At 54.9% G+C, this 16,558-nt stretch carries 10 protein-coding genes; 4 read left to right on the top strand and 6 right to left on the bottom strand.

Annotation, left to right across the window (positions count from 1 at the left end):
• The first annotated feature begins 94 nt into the window (after positions 1 to 94).
• The 3 genes from Enr13x_RS04575 to Enr13x_RS04565 all read left to right on the top strand — a co-directional run bounded on the left by Enr13x_RS04575 (position 95) and on the right by Enr13x_RS04565 (position 5,534).
• Positions 95 to 1,303: an alpha/beta hydrolase family protein gene (locus tag Enr13x_RS04575; RefSeq protein WP_197455781.1), complete on the top strand. Its 1,209-nt coding sequence runs from the start codon at positions 95 to 97 to the stop codon at positions 1,301 to 1,303.
• A gap of 616 nt (positions 1,304 to 1,919) precedes the next feature.
• Positions 1,920 to 2,288 (top strand): endonuclease domain-containing protein, encoded by a 369-nt coding sequence (locus Enr13x_RS39635; protein WP_145384924.1) that lies wholly within the window; start codon positions 1,920 to 1,922, stop codon positions 2,286 to 2,288.
• Between the two features lie 588 nt (positions 2,289 to 2,876).
• Complete coding sequence (locus Enr13x_RS04565; protein ID WP_231744089.1) at positions 2,877 to 5,534, top strand: glycoside hydrolase family 95 protein; 2,658 nt, start codon at positions 2,877 to 2,879, stop codon at positions 5,532 to 5,534.
• A 63-nt stretch (positions 5,535 to 5,597) separates the two neighbouring features.
• On the opposite strand, the gene Enr13x_RS04560 is transcribed toward Enr13x_RS04565, so the two are convergent.
• The 5 genes from Enr13x_RS04560 to Enr13x_RS04535 form a co-directional block, all read right to left on the bottom strand.
• Positions 5,598 to 6,950 carry a DUF1501 domain-containing protein gene (locus Enr13x_RS04560; protein WP_145384922.1) on the bottom strand — a complete coding sequence of 451 codons (1,353 nt, stop codon included), beginning with the start codon at positions 6,948 to 6,950 and terminating at the stop codon, positions 5,598 to 5,600.
• Complete coding sequence (locus tag Enr13x_RS04555) at positions 6,928 to 9,234, bottom strand: DUF1549 and DUF1553 domain-containing protein (protein ID WP_145384921.1); 2,307 nt, start codon at positions 9,232 to 9,234, stop codon at positions 6,928 to 6,930. Before Enr13x_RS04555 ends, Enr13x_RS04560 begins: the two co-directional genes overlap by 23 nt.
• Positions 9,235 to 9,254: 20 nt before the next feature.
• The gene (locus tag Enr13x_RS04550; protein ID WP_145384920.1) at positions 9,255 to 12,167 is read right to left on the bottom strand and encodes a carboxypeptidase regulatory-like domain-containing protein; all 2,913 of its coding nucleotides are present in this window, start codon (positions 12,165 to 12,167) and stop codon (positions 9,255 to 9,257) included.
• Positions 12,164 to 12,550 carry a BlaI/MecI/CopY family transcriptional regulator gene (locus tag Enr13x_RS04545; RefSeq protein WP_145384919.1) on the bottom strand — a complete coding sequence of 129 codons (387 nt, stop codon included), beginning with the start codon at positions 12,548 to 12,550 and terminating at the stop codon, positions 12,164 to 12,166. The genes Enr13x_RS04550 and Enr13x_RS04545 overlap by 4 nt, the downstream gene beginning before the upstream one ends.
• Positions 12,551 to 13,615: 1,065 nt before the next feature.
• A complete protein-coding gene (locus Enr13x_RS04535) occupies positions 13,616 to 14,356 on the bottom strand; it encodes an SGNH/GDSL hydrolase family protein (protein ID WP_145384918.1) in 741 nt (246 codons plus the stop codon).
• A gap of 314 nt (positions 14,357 to 14,670) precedes the next feature.
• Between Enr13x_RS04535 and Enr13x_RS04530 the strand changes: the two genes are divergently transcribed.
• Positions 14,671 to 15,030, top strand: a complete 360-nt coding sequence (locus Enr13x_RS04530; protein WP_145384917.1) for an FAD-dependent oxidoreductase — start codon at positions 14,671 to 14,673, stop codon at positions 15,028 to 15,030.
• A gap of 65 nt (positions 15,031 to 15,095) precedes the next feature.
• On the opposite strand, the gene Enr13x_RS04525 is transcribed toward Enr13x_RS04530, so the two are convergent.
• Positions 15,096 to 16,547 (bottom strand): integrase catalytic domain-containing protein, encoded by a 1,452-nt coding sequence (locus Enr13x_RS04525; RefSeq protein ID WP_197455780.1) that lies wholly within the window; start codon positions 16,545 to 16,547, stop codon positions 15,096 to 15,098.
• Between the last annotated feature and the right edge of the window lie 11 nt (positions 16,548 to 16,558).

The raw sequence follows: 16,558 nt of genomic DNA, 5'->3' as shown, positions 1-16,558 counted from the left end.
TAGTTATTGTCCTTGCCTGCTCTCGCTGGCTGCGATCGCCAGGGCACAGGAAAACGCAGACGCAACTGGAAACCTGCAGCAACGGAGATGTGTGATGCCGATTAAGTTTGGGATGGTTACCTTGTTGACATTGGCTGCGTTTTGCGTGACCGCCAATGCGATGCAGGTCGGGCCGTGGGATTTGGATGAGTTGTCTAGGGTGCCGAAATGGGAGGAAACGGACAAGGCCGCCAAGGAGGGCATGACGGGGATTCTGTATTCGTCCATCCCCTATGATGGCAATCCAGTTCAGGCCTTCGCTTACTACAGTGCACCCGAGGGAACCGCTCCCGAAGGTGGCTGGCCAGCGGTTGTGTGCATCCACGGTGGCGGCGGTACGGCGTTTGATGACTGGGTAAAACGGTGGAACGAGCATGGGTATGCGGCGATTAGTATGGACCTGGAAGGGCATTTCCCGGTGAGTCAGACGAAGGGCAGCAGAAGGCCGCGTCTTTCAACGGACAATCCCGGGCCGAGTCGGGTAGGCGTGTTTGGTGACCATGCCAAGCCGATTGAGCAGCAGTGGTACTATCACGCAGTCGCGCAGGTCGTGATTGTCCACTCGCTCATACGGTCATTTCCGGAGGTCAACGCAGAGAAGATTGGCGTTACCGGCATCAGTTGGGGCGGAACCCTCACGAGCACCGTGATGGGTGTCGACAACCGATTTAAGTTTGCCGTTCCGGTCTATGGCTGCGGATTTTTGCCCGATTCGGACGGCCATCAGGGCGAAGCGATCAAACCCGGCCGGCAGACCGACGTCGTGATGACGAACTTCGATGGCTCGGCCTACTTCAAGAACGTCACGATCCCAACGCTATGGGTCAACGGCACCAACGACAATCACTTCACCATGCCGATCACGCAGCAGTCGTCCCAGGCGGTGCAGGGGCCATCGACGTTGCGGTACCAATTGGAAATGAGCCACGGTCACGGTTCTGGCTGGAGTCCAGAGGAGATCTACACCTTTGCCGATAGCGTTGTCAATGAAGGCACGCCGTTGGTGCAGTTCGACAAACCCAAGGTTGATGGCGACCAGGCTTCCGTGACCTGCACAGCTTCCACAAAAATCACCAGCGCCGAACTCTTGTACACAATGGACTCGACGAGCGTCTGGCCAGAACGCAAATGGCGCAAGATGCCCGCGACGATTCTCGGGACAACGATTAATGCATCCGTTCCGGAGAACGCCGTTGCTTTCTTTTTTTCCGCCACAGACGAGCGGAAAATGACGACGACTTCGGAATTTGTGATGTCTCCATAGACACGGTCATGACTGGTCCGATGGCACAGACGCCAACGACGTCCACGGCAAGTGGTTGAGTTTTTTCATTAGCGGAAGAAGTGATTGCGGAGATCAAGTCGCTTGAGGAAGTGACGTACGCGTGCGTCTCGAGACGCTGCACAGGCCCGAGTCGGAGGAACAGGTACTCGCTCCTAACGGTCTACTCACTTTCGATTCGGCGAATCCGAATTGATTTGAAACAGAAACTGCTGTTGAGGTGGTAGGGGTCAGTTCCACCGGCCGATCACACTGAATTCCGGCCGGTCGGAATCGGCCCTACTCCACTCCGGCGTCGGCCGCCGGAGTAGAGTGGCGGAGTGCCCGAAACTCGCATCGGTGTCCAGCACTTCCTGCAGTTCGGGGATCACCCAAAATGCTGAGGTTGGTCCAACCGATGCGGCGAACGAACGTTCGGAACTGGCTTCGGGATCTGATGGAGTACGAAATTGCGGTCTCCATTCTATGGCCTGCCTACTTTATACTGGCTCCCTTCTCCCCCTGCGATGAAAGCGAGTCGTGCTCGCTTTCATCGCAGGGGGAGAAGGGCTGGGGATGAGGGGGCACGCAGACGGCACCAACAAATCTCAGGGGCATCATGAACAGACGACCTCGACGGGATCCAGAGGCGATTTCATTCGCCCGCGATCAACGTGCCGGCGCAAATGAGTTCGCCCGAGATGTCTGGCAGATGTTGCGCAATCGCCGTTGTCGAAATCAGAAGTTTCGGCGCGAATACCCGATTGCACCGTACACCGTTGATTTCTGTTGTGTGGACTTGAAGTTGATCATTGAGGTCGATGGTAAGCAACATCAGACGGATGAGGGCCGTCAGTATGATCAGCGCCGCGCCCAGTATTTGGCCGAGCGAGGGTACCAAGTCGTGCGGATCCCGGGTTACGAGGCCTTGCAAAATCCAGTTGCGGTGCGGCACCAGATCGAACATGCAATTGATGCACTTCTGTAGCACATTGCCCCCTCATCCCCAGCCCTTCTCCCCCGCGGCAAGAGCGAGCACCACTCGCTCTCGCCGCGGGGGAGAAGGGAGCCAGAATGAAAGAGTGCGATCGCACCGAACAGAGAAAACGCGATTTCTTCGCGCAGTCGGTTGCATCGACCGAGGCGAGTTGGCTTAGATTTTTCGACGCACAGATCGTGATAGATCCGTCTCGATGTACAGGAAGTGTGCATCGAAGGAGGAATTCAAGGTGCCAGGTACCAAATCTGCAGTTTGGGCAGCCGCGGTCCTTTTGACTTGGGCGTCTGGCTGCGGTTCATCCTTGGGTTGCATCTCTCCCAAGTTGACGTGGTCCAATGTGTCTCTGAAAATCTCAAGTTGCCCCGCGTCAGCCGGTTGGGACCATTCAATCACCGAGTTTTGGAAGAAGGGCTCCTCTATGATAACGCGAGAACGCGGAGCCAGCGAAAAACCAAGCATTCAGCACGTAGGGCCGGGTTTCAATTCTGCACGATGATCCAGGACGTGATTAGCATTACACTTTGGACACCGAATCAGAGTGAGTTTTCTGGAGAAATGATGTTTGTACGCAAGTCAATGACAGCCGTCTTCGCCGTATTCACGCTGGCCTGGACGGGAGTGATGCTCGTTTCGGAGCTTTCCGCTGCGGAGCCTGCCCCTGGTTCGCTCGCAGACGAGGCCGACAAGACCCTGCGGCTCTGGTACGACGAACCTGCGCCGGACAGTGACGCCGGCTGGGTCAACCGTTCGATCCCGATGGGCAATGGCTACATGGGGGCCAACGTGTTCGGTGGCACGGCCAGCGAACGAATCCAGATCACCGAAAACAGCCTGTACGACTCGACGGAAGGTCGAGGCCTTCGCCGCGGAGGCCTGAATAATTTTGCCGAGGTCTACCTGGATTTCGGCCACAACGACACCAGCAACTACGAGCGGGAACTCAACCTAAACGAAGGCGTCTCGCATGTCAGGTATCAGCGGGACGGCGTGGAGTACTTGAGAGAGTACTTCACCAGCTACCCCGACAAGGTGTTGGCGATTCGCTTGAGTGCGTCGAAGGCGGGCATGTTGTCGTTCACACTGCGCCCCACCATCCCGTTTCTGGGGTCCGGCAAGTCCGGTTCTGTTGTGGCAAAGGATGACACCATCACGCTCTCCGGTGTCATGAACTACTTTAACGTGAAGTATGAAGGCCAGTTCAAGGTCATCCCTGCCGGTGGGACGATGATGGCCGCCAATAAGAACTCACAAGGAACCATCACCATTTCGGATGCCGACAGCGCGGTGATTTTGCTCGCGGTCGGAACCAATTACCAGTTTGACCCTCAAGTGTTCCTGACCAACGAGAACGCCGAAAAGCTATCGAGTTTCCCCCACCCCCACGCCAAAGTGACTCGGTACTTGGGCGATGCGGCGACAAAGTCGTACGAACAGTTGTTGGCGAACCATCAGGCCGACTACAAGGAGCTTTACGACCGTGTGAGCCTTGACCTCGGTGCCACGGAACCGACAGTCTGCACCGACGAACTGGTCGATGCCTACCCCGATGGCAAATCGAGCCGCTACCTTGAAGAACTCGCGTTCCAATTCGGGCGTTACATGCTGATCTGTTCCTCCAGGGCAGGCACGCTTCCGCCTCACCTGCAGGGCATCTGGAACGTCTATAGCGATCCGCCGTGGGCGTCCCAGTACCTGCACGACACGAACCTGCAGATGGCCTACGCGCCGGCCTTCAGTGCCAACATGCCGGAGCTGTTCGAGTCCTACATCGGCTACTTCAACGCCTTCGTGCCGCGGCAGCGTTTGCACGCGACGCAGTACATCGGTGAGTTCAATCCCTCGCAGCTCGACCCAGGTGGCGACAACGGCTGGGCCGGACCGTTCTGGACCAACCCGTACAACGTGCCTGGCAGGTCCATCGTTGCAGGCTTCGGCACAGGTTCTTGGATCGCTCAAATGTTCTGGGACTATTACGACTACACTCGCGATCCGTCCCTGCTGGCGGACAAGGTGTATCCCGTCATGTACGACCAGGCAAACTTTGTCTCCCGATTCGTAACCGACGTGGATGGCGTCCTGCTGGCCAACCCTTCCTCGTCCCCGGAGCAAAAGCTGCGGAACACCGTTGGTACCACCTTCGACCAGCAGATGTTCTACGAAAACCACCACAACACCTTGACGGCGGCCGAGATTCTGGGGCGTAGCGATAGCCGATTGTCCACACTCAAGACCCAGTTGCCGCTGCTGGACCCGATCCAGATCGGCAAGTCGGGGCAGATCAAGGAATTTCGTCAGGAGCAATACTACGGCGAGATCGGCGACCCCGCCCACCGGCACACCTCCATGCTGCTCGGGCTGTATCCGGGCCAATTGATCAACGACACCACGCCGGCCTGGCTTGATGCCGCCAAGGTCAGCCTGACCAAACGCACCAACAAGAGCAACATTGGATGGTCACGCGCCGAGCGGATCGCGATGTGGGCCAGAGTTCATGACGGCGAAGAAGCTTACTCGTTCTATGAAGCGTTGTTGGGCGGAAACTACCTGCACAACCTATTCAACGACCACCGGGGCGGACCGCTATTCCAAGCCGACGCGAACTATGGCGCCACGGCGGGCGTGGCTGAGATGCTTCTACAGAGCCAGGATCATGTCGTGGCTCCGTTGACGGCAATGCCCGCGGTATGGTCGCAAGGCAGCTACCGGGGCCTCTTGGCGCGGGGCAACTTCGAGGTCTCGGCGGAGTGGACCGGCGGTCACGCGAGTCGGCTGGAAGTGTTGTCAAAATCCGGCGGGAACCTGGACTTAAGGTACCCCAACGTCGCCCTGGCCGTGATCAAGACCCCGGCAGGAATGACGGTAGACTTCGTTGCCAAGGGCAGTGACCAAGTTCGCATCAAGACCACCAAGGGCCAGACCTATGTGGTCACGGACATCCCGGCCTGCACTGCGGTGCTCGCGCCCACGAATCTCAAGATCAACAAGGAATCTGCAGCAGATCAAGTCCAGCTCTCTTGGACCGGCAGCACGAATGCAGCGTCATACAAACTGTACCGCGCGGTCGGCAACGCACCGGACTATGAGCTGGTCGCTTCAGACATCACAGTCACCGATTTCGTCTACGAATCCGCCGACCTAAAGCAAGTCGAGCAGATGACCATCAAGGTCACTGCGGTGCGTGCTGATGGCCGCGAGAGCAACGAGGGAGCATCAGTGATTCGGCTGTCGCAGTAGAAAGAAGCATCCAAGAGGTCTGCCCCCTTAGATCAAGACGACTGGTCCGCTTTGCTGAAGGCTCTAGTTCAACCTTAGCGGAGCGACACCCTGGGGAACAACACGGATGTTACGGCCGGAGGGCGTTTTGACTTTCGTGTCGGTGTCGATGCCAAGCTGATCTAAAACCGTAGCCAGCAGCTTTGTGGGCGAACACGGGGAATCGATCGGTTCGTGTCCTTCCTTATCGGTTGCTCCGACTGCGGTGCCCGCAGGGAAGCCGCCGCCGGCAAGCAGGGCAGTCATGGCACGTGAGTGATGATCGCGACCGGCATTGCCATTGACGATCGGAGTCCGGCTAAACTCTCCGACACAGTAGACAATGGTCGACTCGAGTAGTCCACGTTCCTCCAGATTAAGGATCAATGCCGACAGTGCCTTGTCCAGTTGCGGAAGCAGATTCTGACGAAGCGTCGTGAAATTGCCTTGATGCGTGTCCCAGCCACCGAAGGTAGCAGTCACAAATCGAGCACCTGCTTCAATCAGCCGGCTTGCTCGAAGTGCGTTGCGGCCCAGACTTCCCGAACCAAACTTTACCAGACGTTTCGTCTTTTCAGTTTCCAAATCGAGTGCATCGCGAATCGTATCCTTTAAAAGTACATCGGCGGCTTGTTGCGAGAAGCGATGCAGCCCGTCGACGACTTCGTCCTGATTGAGCCGATCAAATCCAGAGTCGAATCGTTTGCGTAGGGCAAGTCGTTTTTGAAATTGCTTGAGTTGCAAACTTACGTTGTTGGGGTCACCGCTGCGATTCAACGAGACTCCGCGAGGCAGCTCGCGAGCATCAGGGTCTAGATCAAACGGATTCCAAGCCGATCCGAGGTATCCTGCTCCCGCCGCTGGCGGCGCGGCAAACGTCACATAAGGTGGAATGGAAACGCTCGCGTCGGCAAGTTGGCTTGAAACCAATGAACCGACGGAAGGGTAGTCGACTGCTGCAGACGGCAGCTGGCCAGTTAGCAAATATTGTGCCCCGGGGCCGTGAGCAGGAATGTTATGTGTCACACTTCGGATCAACAGACAACGATCCATGATCTTGGCGAGCTCTGGAAAGTGTTCACAGATTTGAATTCCCGACGCACGGGTGGAGATCGGTTTAAATTCGCCGCGAATGTGGTCGGGTGCCTCAGGTTTTAGATCCCACATGTCGATCGTGGAGGGCCCGCCATCGAGCCAAACCATGATCACGTTCTTGGCTTTTCCTGTTGAGGTCGCCGCGAGAGCCAAAATGGCTGGGGAAAGATTGAGCCCTACCAGTGCCGCTGGGCCGATGCACAAAGCACTTCGACGCGAGATTTTCGACTTCACGCTCATACTCTTTACCCTTCTGGTGATGGTAGGTGCTCTGTTGGATTCAGTGGTTGGTGAAAAACTCACGTGTCGTCACAAGACTCCAAGCCAAATCGACGACAGCTTCAACCCGGTCCTCGGATTCGCTCAAGTATTCCATCGCCGTTTTACGCTCGTCTCTCGTCGGCGGGCGAGAAAGCGTGGTGAAGAACAATTGCCTCACTCGTTTCCGATCCCTGCGAATGTGAGTGAAGTCTTCGGCGATTCCCTTTCGGAGGCGCTCCAAGAGCGTGTCGTCGGAGAGGAGTAGCATGGTCTGTCGCAACGAAGGAGCATCACTTCGTTCGCAATCGCATGTTGCAACTCGCTCGGGACGATCGAACACTTGGAAGTACTCCGTCGCGCCCGATGTTTTAGGGCGGAACAACGGAGATTCAACGGCCCGTTGGTCGCTGTCTCCTGCAACGTCAGCGATAGCATCTACGATGACTGCGGCTGGCAGAATCCGTACTTGGAAGCGAGAATAGTTGCGACTGTTGTTTCTGCGATCCGTTGCAATCGTGGCAGCTCTCTGCCAAGCATTCGAGTTCAAAATCATCCGCTCCAACCGGCGGATGTCATAGCCACTGGCAACAAAATCCTTTTCAAGCCAATCCAAAAGCTCTGGATGAGACGGCGGGTTTGAAGCCGAGAACGCGTCGACCGGTTCTGTGATTCCGCGACCGAAATAGAACGCCCAAACACGGTTCACAATGTTGCGAGCAAAAAAGGGATTGTCAGGCTGCAAGAGCCACTGGACGAACTGCTCGCGGCGATCTCCTTCTGGCTCGAACGGGGCGCCGCCCAGTGGCCTCGGCTTTAGTACTTCCATGGTTGTGGCATCGCGGAAGTTCGCAGAACGGTTGTCCGTGACGTAGACTTCACGGATACGCGGAATGCGGAGTGGACTTTCGCCTGCAGCGATACTTGCACGACGCTCTTCGAGCGCGTTGGCCAATCCCGAACGCAGTTCGGGGGACAAACCGTATCGAATTTGGGCAAACACATTGGCAAAGGACCGATGGTCATTCTGAGTCCAGCGATCGAACGGATGCTTGTGGCAGCGAGCACATTCCATTCGAACGCCGAGAAAGGCGGCGGCAGTGCGTTCCGACAATGACTCGAGGTTGACCCGTTCATTTGCTTCTCGGCGCGCCCAGTATAGATCCAATGTCGGCTTGGCCGCGTAGGATGCGGCATCCAACGCCACGTCGGTGGGCGTTTCCGCGCAACGTCTAATAAACTCGCCCACTGCATGCCGATCGCGGGATGTCGCTGTCAAAACGCTACGAGCGATTTGATCGTATGGCGTGTTGTCGGCAAAGCGAATGCGAAACCACTCATGCCATCGCCGCTGCTGTTTCTCTGCGACAGCGGCATCTGAAGACAAATGTTCTCGGCTGCCGGTGATTTCACACATCCGAGTCGCCCAGAGGCTCGCGTGCTGTGGCGAGACGAGTACACGATCGATCGCTCGGGAGCGTTTGTCGCCACTTGAGTCAGCAACAAACGATTGGATTTCTATCGGTGTCGGCAAACGCCCCGTTGCGATCAGATAAAGTCGTCTTAGGAATGCATAGTCGTCCGTTTTCTCTGCGGGAGAAATCTGTAGCCGCACCAGCTTGCGGTTAATCCACTCGTCGACTTCGTTTGCAGGTGGTTCCAATCTCAGTGTGTTTTCCGGATCGTCAACTAACAGAACCGCCGCGCTGGCCGAGCGTCCGCCGTAGGTGGCGATGATGGATGTGTCTCCATTACCGATGCGAGTGAGCCTTCCGCTGGTGTCAACTTTCGCTAGCGAATCATCTAAAACGTGCAACTTGGAAACGTTGGTAACGTCCAGTCTCGAGTCATCGGCGAACCGGGCGACAACTTTGAAATCGGCCTCCGGGGTGGTGGAGCTTAGATTGACTTGAGCGGGGACAATGGAAAGTTCGACCAGTGCACCGAGTACTTCGTTTTTTGCGCCTTCTCGAATCCAGCGTTTAACCAACTCATAAGAGGGTGAATCGACGTTGAATCGCGTGCCGCCTTCATGATCCAAGTTTCCGCTTGGCTTGAGAAGCAGCAAACTTTGGTCCGGTGATTTCGCCACACGCTCAGCGTCCTGATCGATGATAGCTTGGTAGTCCGCAGCAGCATCAAAGCCGAACAAACTGAGTTTGAAACCGCCTTGCCCTTCAGCGGCGCCGTGGCACGCGCCCGCGTTGCAACCGAACTTGCTAAACAGCGGCGAGATGTGCCGCTGGTAGTTGACGGTGCTCGACGGTTCAGCAGCTTCGCCGAGGGGCGATGCAAGAGCGAGCAGAAGTATGAAGCGAATCGCAGTCATCGGATCGGTCCCTCCGAATACTAATTGGCGTCTGCCGGCTTGGCGTCGTTTTGCTTGGATTCCTCTTTCCTGCCAACTCGTTTTTCCATCACGAACACAATCTCCTTCGTGTCACCTTCCGCCAACGACACGGTTTGCGCGTCGGCCACATAGTCGAACTCCTGAGACTTATCCTCGGGATCTTCACCGGGTGACGGGGACGGTGCGTCTCGATTGCCTTGATCGATCTTGACAATCGTGACTTCCAATTTGGTGTCCGGCTGCATCTGGCCAGAACGCCAGCGACCGTCCGGTTGTTTTTGAAAGTTAAGGGCCCCGCCGTAGACGAAGCTACCTCCCATCATCTTTCCGCCGTCTTTGGTTTCAATGTACTTCGTGTCGGGCTTGAAGCCATTGATCGGTTTTCCGTCCTTGTCCACGATTTTGACGAGCAGGATGGGGGCTTTGTAGCGGACCATCTCCAGCGTGGTCAGATCCTCTTCCAGGGTGCCTAGATCAATTTCACGTCCGATGGACAATGGATCTTCCGGCTTCAGTCGCCAGCGCAGGGCACTGTGCTCATTGGTCATCGTGTTGATACGAACTTCGCTGGCACCGTGAGGCACTTTGAATTCGAACCATCCGTCATCACCCGGGTGAGAGCTTTCCGTGAAGAAGAATTCGCCGTCGACCTTGCCGAACAAATGCTGAGTGTGGCTCGCGCGTGGTCTGCCTTTGGGATCGAAGAAGCGTCCTCGGACGATGACATGCGGCAGTGCGCGTATCTCAAGTGGCTCGTTGACATTGTCATCCGAGATTGTGAGCTTCATCCGTGAAAAAACGTGGCCTAACTCCCTCTTCGGCTTTCTTCCTTTATGCTCTTCCGTTGGATCGTGGGCCTGATCTTCGATGCGTAGGGAAAACTCGCCTGCTGGCAAAGGATGCAGTTGGAACCTGCCTTGATCGTCCGTCATTGCGGCAGCGCGAATGCCCCTGGAAACGGAATTTCGATTTAGAAATTCGTCGGCATCTTCGCCGTCACTCTGGCTTCTCAAGGAGACTCCGACATTCGGCACCGGCTCGCCACTGGTGCTCAACACTTGGCCGGTGACACGTTTGCCTTTTACAAGCTGGATTGGATCAAGCTTGCCACGCTTGTCACCAAGACGGATCGCTTTGGGGGCAGCGTTCTTGGGGTAGATCCAAAGCACTCCGTCACCGGGCGTTGCGACGACCACACGAAAATTGCCTTGTTCGTCTGTCACGTCGTATTGGAAGGCTCCGCGTGTCCAGCTATTGCGTTCACCTTCGGACGGTGGTTTTGTGTAAGCCATTAGACGAGTGTTCGCCGCCGGGGAACCATCAGGATTTAAGATTTTTCCAACGATCGGCTCGCCCGGAGAAAGCTTGATTGTTTCGTAGAACGGCGGCTCTCCCTTTTCCAAGTTCGTGCGGATCATCGAGTGCGAGTAGCCGCTTCTCCCCTTGGGTTGATAGTCGGGGTGATTCGCATCGACGACGATGTAAAGGGATGGCTGAGCGACTTCCTCTGGCGGCAAAGTGAACTCATACCTACCGTTTTTGTCCGAGATGTGTTTGGTCGTGTGAAGTGTGACCCACTGATTCGTTTTCGGATCGCGACTTAGCTCGTGAGTGACTTCAACCGTAGCGCCTTCGATCGGTTCCCCCGTCTTGCGATCGACCACTTTCCCAACGTAAGTGATTGGATCGGGAAGCTGCTGATCTTCCTCCGTCGTCTCGTCACCGACGCTTTTTTGATCGCTGTTGTCCTCCTCGTCCGCAATCGCCGGTGTGGCTGCAACTGCTGATCGAGACCCCAGACGCAGCAGACTTAATCCTGCGACCGAGACGATGCCTGCTAGAGCAATGGCGAGAACGGACCGTGCGTTCGCCCTGCGGATCAAAGGGACGTTTGAGGTCACAAGCACTCGGACTCGACGAAACAGATTTGACTTGCTGTCGCCGATGCCCAAGGCTAAAGCACTATGGTTAGGAATTTCGCCACGCGCCAATTCGACTAAAAACGCCGCGTAATCTTCTGCGGATTCGCCATGGTCGGTTGCGTAAGCATCTGCAAGGTAGTCTTGGCTAAGTGTCAATTGCCGTCGCAGCCACCAATAGTGAGGTTGGAAGAAGCAAACAAACTTCGCGATCCCAGCCAGGATCCAAGTTGGATAGTCACGGTTGAGGACGTGTGCCCATTCGTGTGCGATGCCCCATCGCAGGCGAGTTGGTTGGCCGTTTTCGAGCGAAGACGGAATGACAATCGTTGAGCGAATCAAACCCCACATGACTGGCGATTGGATGTCATCGCTGACAAGCAACCTAGGCAGTTTGTTTGTTCCGGCAATGCTTTGGAGCATCTCTTTGCTCGAATCCTTTGCAGGACGACTACGGCGTGTGATCGCAGATCGCCTCGCAATCGCCAGGCACCAAAGGATGCTCATGCCGGCAACCGTAGCGAGATAGAGAACTTGTGCGACGCGCCAAAGAGAACTAGCCGAAAACCAAGGCGCGGCTTCGGCCTGAGCTGTTTTCTGGGCGTTTGAGGGCGGGCTACTTCCTTGTTCAATGATGTGCCCACTTGGATGGGTTGGGGGCTGGAGTCGTTCTGTGCTTGGATCCGATTGCAGTAGAGATGATTCCTTGTGTCCCTCCGGCGTCAAATTCAACTGGACCCTTGATGACGCGACTCTCTGCATCGGAACGATTGCGTCAGCCTTCGCTGGCAGCAGCCCCAACGAATAGTTCGGCAGAAACTCGAATCGCTGGAATAGCGGGACGAGCAAGCAGGCAGTGAGCGTCCAGTGAATGATGCGAACGCGATGCACCGGCTGGCGAAACAGCAGGACCGCGATCGCACCGAGCGAAAGTAGGATGGCTCCGAAGAACATCGAATGAGCCAACCATTGTGAGAAACTTTGCAAGATCATGATCGCTTTTTCCTCTTCTTTGATTTTTTCAAGCGGGCTTCTGCGATCATCGATTCCAACTCTTGCAACTCTTTGTCGCTGAGTTTTTCAGATCGCAACATGTTCAGCATTAGCTCGTTGACGGCTCCGTCGTAGACTTGCTTTATGAATCGCGACGAGACGTCCTCACGAGTGCACTGAGGACGATAAACAAACGTTCTCCCTTCGCGTCGATGTTCGACAAGTCCTTTGTCGTCCATGATGCGGAGCTGAGTTTGGATCGTGTTGAAATGCAAACCCGACTCGGGCTCCAAAAGCTCGTGTACATCACGTACAGAGCCTTCTTGGATTTCCCAAAGTACTTTCAGGATTTCCATTTCGCGTTCTGTCGGAGCAGAGTCCATTGGCATCGCTTCCCAACGAATGAAGTCGAAGTAGTGGCAATAAAGCAGCCATCTGCAAACCGCGCGGTACCACCTAAGTCTTTAGGTATATCGTCACGCAATTCCTCCGTCAAGAAAAATACCTAAAAAGTTAGGTGATTGTTCTCGTCGGTATCCGGTGACTAATCTGTCGTCACAAATACTCTGGAATCCTTCCAGCACGGAGCACACCGTTTTTATTTTACAGCGTCCGATTGGCAAGACAGTCGAATTCGATTGGACTTGGGAAGGTGCGAACGCCTTTTGTCCGAACTCGCTTGATGACGACAAAAGCTTCACGGATCGGTTCTATGAAAAAGCCGACGATCAAGATGAGATCGACTGGTCGGGCGAGATTGTCGAAGCCGATGAGCAGAACGGATGTTTGTTCGTTGCCCTCGATGATCCAGAAGCGAGACCCAAGGTCGGTCCATTTTTTTGCGACCGTTCGAGTTCCTATCGGTGCTTGACGCCATCTACAACGGCAGCGAATTCGAGCAGGTCCGAGAACAACTGCCCGAAAGACTGAGTGCTGCCGAGGGTCATGTCCAGGTGTCGCTACAGATCGACGGATTCGCGAAGTTTGCAGACTACTTCTTCGATGGTCTGATTTCTGATTGGATCGTACAGTCAAAAATTCAGAAGGCAAAAGTCAAATGCTCCGAAACGCTCTCTCGTGTCAAAACTGCGATTCGCCAATGCAAAAGTCGTCTGGATTCGGTTTGCTCTGAGATCGAGATACTTACCGAACGCAAATGCGAAAAGCCTTTGGGCACGATGCCGGATCTGCTTTGTTTTCGCATGAGTCAACTTTGATTTGAAGTTGAGCGGTCATCGGGACAGATTCACGATTCGACGGGTTCATCACTCGACCGGCCAATGGTCGGTGCGGAACGATGATGCAGGGAGTCCGTCTTTGTTCGACAGGTTTGGTGTATCGTCGCTGTCCCAGGCGAATCGCGTTGCTGTCCTACTGAACAACAATTGTGTCGCAACGTGCGGCAGGGTTACCAAAGCAGTTCTGGAAAGTTGCCGCCACCGATGTTGTTACTCAAGTTCCTGTTTCGCCAGCACAGCGGATATTTCATGAGCGACCTTCTCCGCCAAGTGGACATAACCCGGTTGCGTAAAATGGACATCGCCGCTGCGAATTTGAGTTTCGGGCAATTTCAAGAGCGCATGGGAATGCAGGTCGTTGATCAACACCCCGTTCGCTTTCATGATCTTTTCCGCAATCCGGTTGTACTTGATGTCATCGCCCAACTTTCGACCCGCTTCATGCTCCGGGACCGGCGTTGTTGTGCACCAGATCAATTTGGCGCCGGTCTTCTTCAGTCGCTTCACAATCTTTTCCAAGTTGGCCCGGTATTGTTCCGGGGAAGCCGTCAGCGTCCCGTCTACCTTGTCCCGATTTCCCTGGGTTTTCGACTCGGGGTTTCGGTAACAAAGGTCCCACAATCCCCAGTTGAAATGGATGACATCCCATTTTCGAGTACCGATCCACTTGTTCAGATTCTGCAATCCGTATTCCGAGTATTTTCCATTGCCGCGAATGCGAAAGACATCCGCCTTCCCCGCCAATTGCCCCTGGACATGCGGCGTATAGCCAATCGATATCGAATCGCCGATTAATAGCACATTGGGAAGTTCAGGACTGTCCTCGGGAGTGGAATAGGTGGTACGGTTTTGGCTATTCGACTTTCCGTCGACTTGGATGCCAGACGCTTCCGATCCCACAAACACGAAAGCACCGACAACACAAAGTCGGAGCAGGTGCGTCAGTTTCATCTGTTTTCTTTGATGGATAGTATCTGTCATTGGTTTCACCTGTGATCCGGGTTAATTCTAGCAGTCTGAGACGATTGCGTCATCATGAACAAACAATGAAGCGACTCGACGCGGGCTGTCCACTAGACTTTGGTGAAATCGTGTGATGTCGATCGTTCTGTTTACGGTTGAGACTGCACACCAGGGTATCGCTAAACTGTGGGCAACTGAGCATCGAAGGTAGCCTTCACGCGGAGAGTGATGGCGACAGTGAATGCTACGTTTGTCTTCAGTGAATGGATTGCCGCACCCCGCCTACCGAAAGTGGACATGAAATGAACATTGCCGTTGTTGGGAGCGGGATCGCAGGAACGACAGTGGCTTGGCAGTTGGCTGATCAGGGGCACTCGGTAACACTTTTTGAACAGGCAGGCAAATGTGGTCCGATAGGAGCGGGCATTTTGTTGCAGCCTAGCGGACAGGCGGTGCTTGCGCGGTTGGGAGTGCTGGATGAAGTGACGCTGAAGACGGCGAAGATCAGCAACTTGCTGGCACAGCATCGGTCGGGCCGCACACTGGTGCATCTTCCCTACGCAAAGGTCTCTGGCTGTTCGGCGACAATTGGTTCTCCGCTTCGTGTTGCCTCAGCCGAGAAGGATACCCAAATGGAAGGACTAGAAAGAATGCTGGCATAGGGCTGCTGAGCGTAGCGAAGCCGCCCTATGCCAGCGGTTACATTTTTCATAGGCGAGCAAGACACTTAGGTCGCCGTGGTGCCCGTCACTAATTTCCTTGCCATGATATTCCGCCACTGACTCACGCGACGTTGAAGCGTTCGTAGTTGACCGCCGTTGTATTTGTCGGGCGATCGTTCGATGAGCCTTTCGAGTAACGACGACGCAGTTGCGTCTGGGGATTTTTCAAGCCATCCAAGAATCGTCGTCCAGTCTCCTTCAAAGGGGTCTGGACGCGTTCGATAATCTCGCGTTCGCATCGGCTTCGGCTGATGAGTTGGTCGGGCCTCGCCTTTCTTCCATAGCTCCGGTAACTGTGAAAGAAATTCTTCGAGATCAATCTGCTGCTCCTGGGAGAGCGAATCCTCCGTCGACAGCGAATCCAGCGCAGCTTGCGATTGTCGGATTGCGTGTAGTAGTTCTAGCGGGTCCTGTTCAAGACGGTTGCGTCGCAAATACTCTTTCGATTCGGATGATACTCGCGAGTCACTAAGTAGCCGTTCACATGGCGTTTGAGGTGAGTGAAACTTCTTGCTTACCCTGGCGCCGTCACGAGTCTTGCTTAAGAGCTTGAAGGATGGCTGAAACATGTTCACGTACCAACGAACACTATCGAAAAGATGTGCGATGGTTTGGCATGCGATCGGTCCCGAGAATCGCTGATAGCCGAGGTGTTTGCGAACGATAGAACCGTTCTTCTGCTCGATCCATGCCTGATCGTTTTTTCGATAGGGCCGTGATCGAGTAAATGTGATACTTTGGGAATCGCAGAATTTGATGACTGATTCGTTGATGAACGAACTGTCATTGTCAGTGTTTATTCCCAGGACTGGAAACGGAAATCTGTTCCGCAGCAATTCCAAAGATTCGACGACGAGAGACTGCTCGCGAATCAGAATCGGGATGCATTCCGTCCATCCAGACGCAACGTCTGTAGCAACCAAACTGTGTATGAATGGGCCGGATAGATTCCCTCCGCAGTGAGCAACAAAATCTACTTCGAGACTCCCAGGGGCGACATCATCCCATTCGGAAAAGGTCTTGACGGCAACTGCAGCGCGGACCTTTTTCTTTGGGCGAACGCGTTTCTTTCCAGTCGCTTCCTCACGTATAGGACGAAGCAGTCGGTCTATGGTTGAAGCACTTGCCGACAACACCCGCGTCTTGAGAGAATCATCAAGATTCATGTGACCGTGCGACTCCATCGACTTCAGCAACTCGGGAAGAATCGCTTTGAGGCGTTTGCCGCATAGGCGATCGGAAGATTCCCAGAGCGTTACAAGCACCTCCTTGACCGCGCAGTCGTATATTTTGCGGCCCACGACTTCACAACGCTCTGGGGTGGTGTTTTGGCGTTCAGCGAGAATTCGCAGCGCGTACTTACGTTGGTGTCCGGTAATCGCAACAAATTCATCGAGTATCCGCGACTTGTCTCGTTTCCGTGCGCCGTAGTATCGCGAACGAACGCATTGCCTCAACAATTCGGATA

It is taken from the genome of Stieleria neptunia (genome assembly GCF_007754155.1).
Taxonomy (GTDB): domain Bacteria; phylum Planctomycetota; class Planctomycetia; order Pirellulales; family Pirellulaceae; genus Stieleria; species Stieleria neptunia.
Note: the sequence above shows the minus strand (reverse complement) of the source record. Positions and strands in the feature narration are given on the sequence as shown.

Coding starts and splice junctions, on each gene's coding strand:
- Enr13x_RS04535 (WP_145384918.1), bottom strand. CDS start 14,356: ATGAAACTGACGCACCTGCTCCGACTTTGTGTTGTCGGTGCTTTCGTG.
- Enr13x_RS04555 (WP_145384921.1), bottom strand. CDS start 9,234: ATGACTGCGATTCGCTTCATACTTCTGCTCGCTCTTGCATCGCCCCTC.
- Enr13x_RS04565 (WP_231744089.1), top strand. CDS start 2,877: ATGACAGCCGTCTTCGCCGTATTCACGCTGGCCTGGACGGGAGTGATG.
- Enr13x_RS04545 (WP_145384919.1), bottom strand. CDS start 12,550: ATGGACTCTGCTCCGACAGAACGCGAAATGGAAATCCTGAAAGTACTT.
- Enr13x_RS04530 (WP_145384917.1), top strand. CDS start 14,671: ATGAACATTGCCGTTGTTGGGAGCGGGATCGCAGGAACGACAGTGGCT.
- Enr13x_RS39635 (WP_145384924.1), top strand. CDS start 1,920: ATGAACAGACGACCTCGACGGGATCCAGAGGCGATTTCATTCGCCCGC.
- Enr13x_RS04550 (WP_145384920.1), bottom strand. CDS start 12,167: ATGATCTTGCAAAGTTTCTCACAATGGTTGGCTCATTCGATGTTCTTC.
- Enr13x_RS04575 (WP_197455781.1), top strand. CDS start 95: ATGCCGATTAAGTTTGGGATGGTTACCTTGTTGACATTGGCTGCGTTT.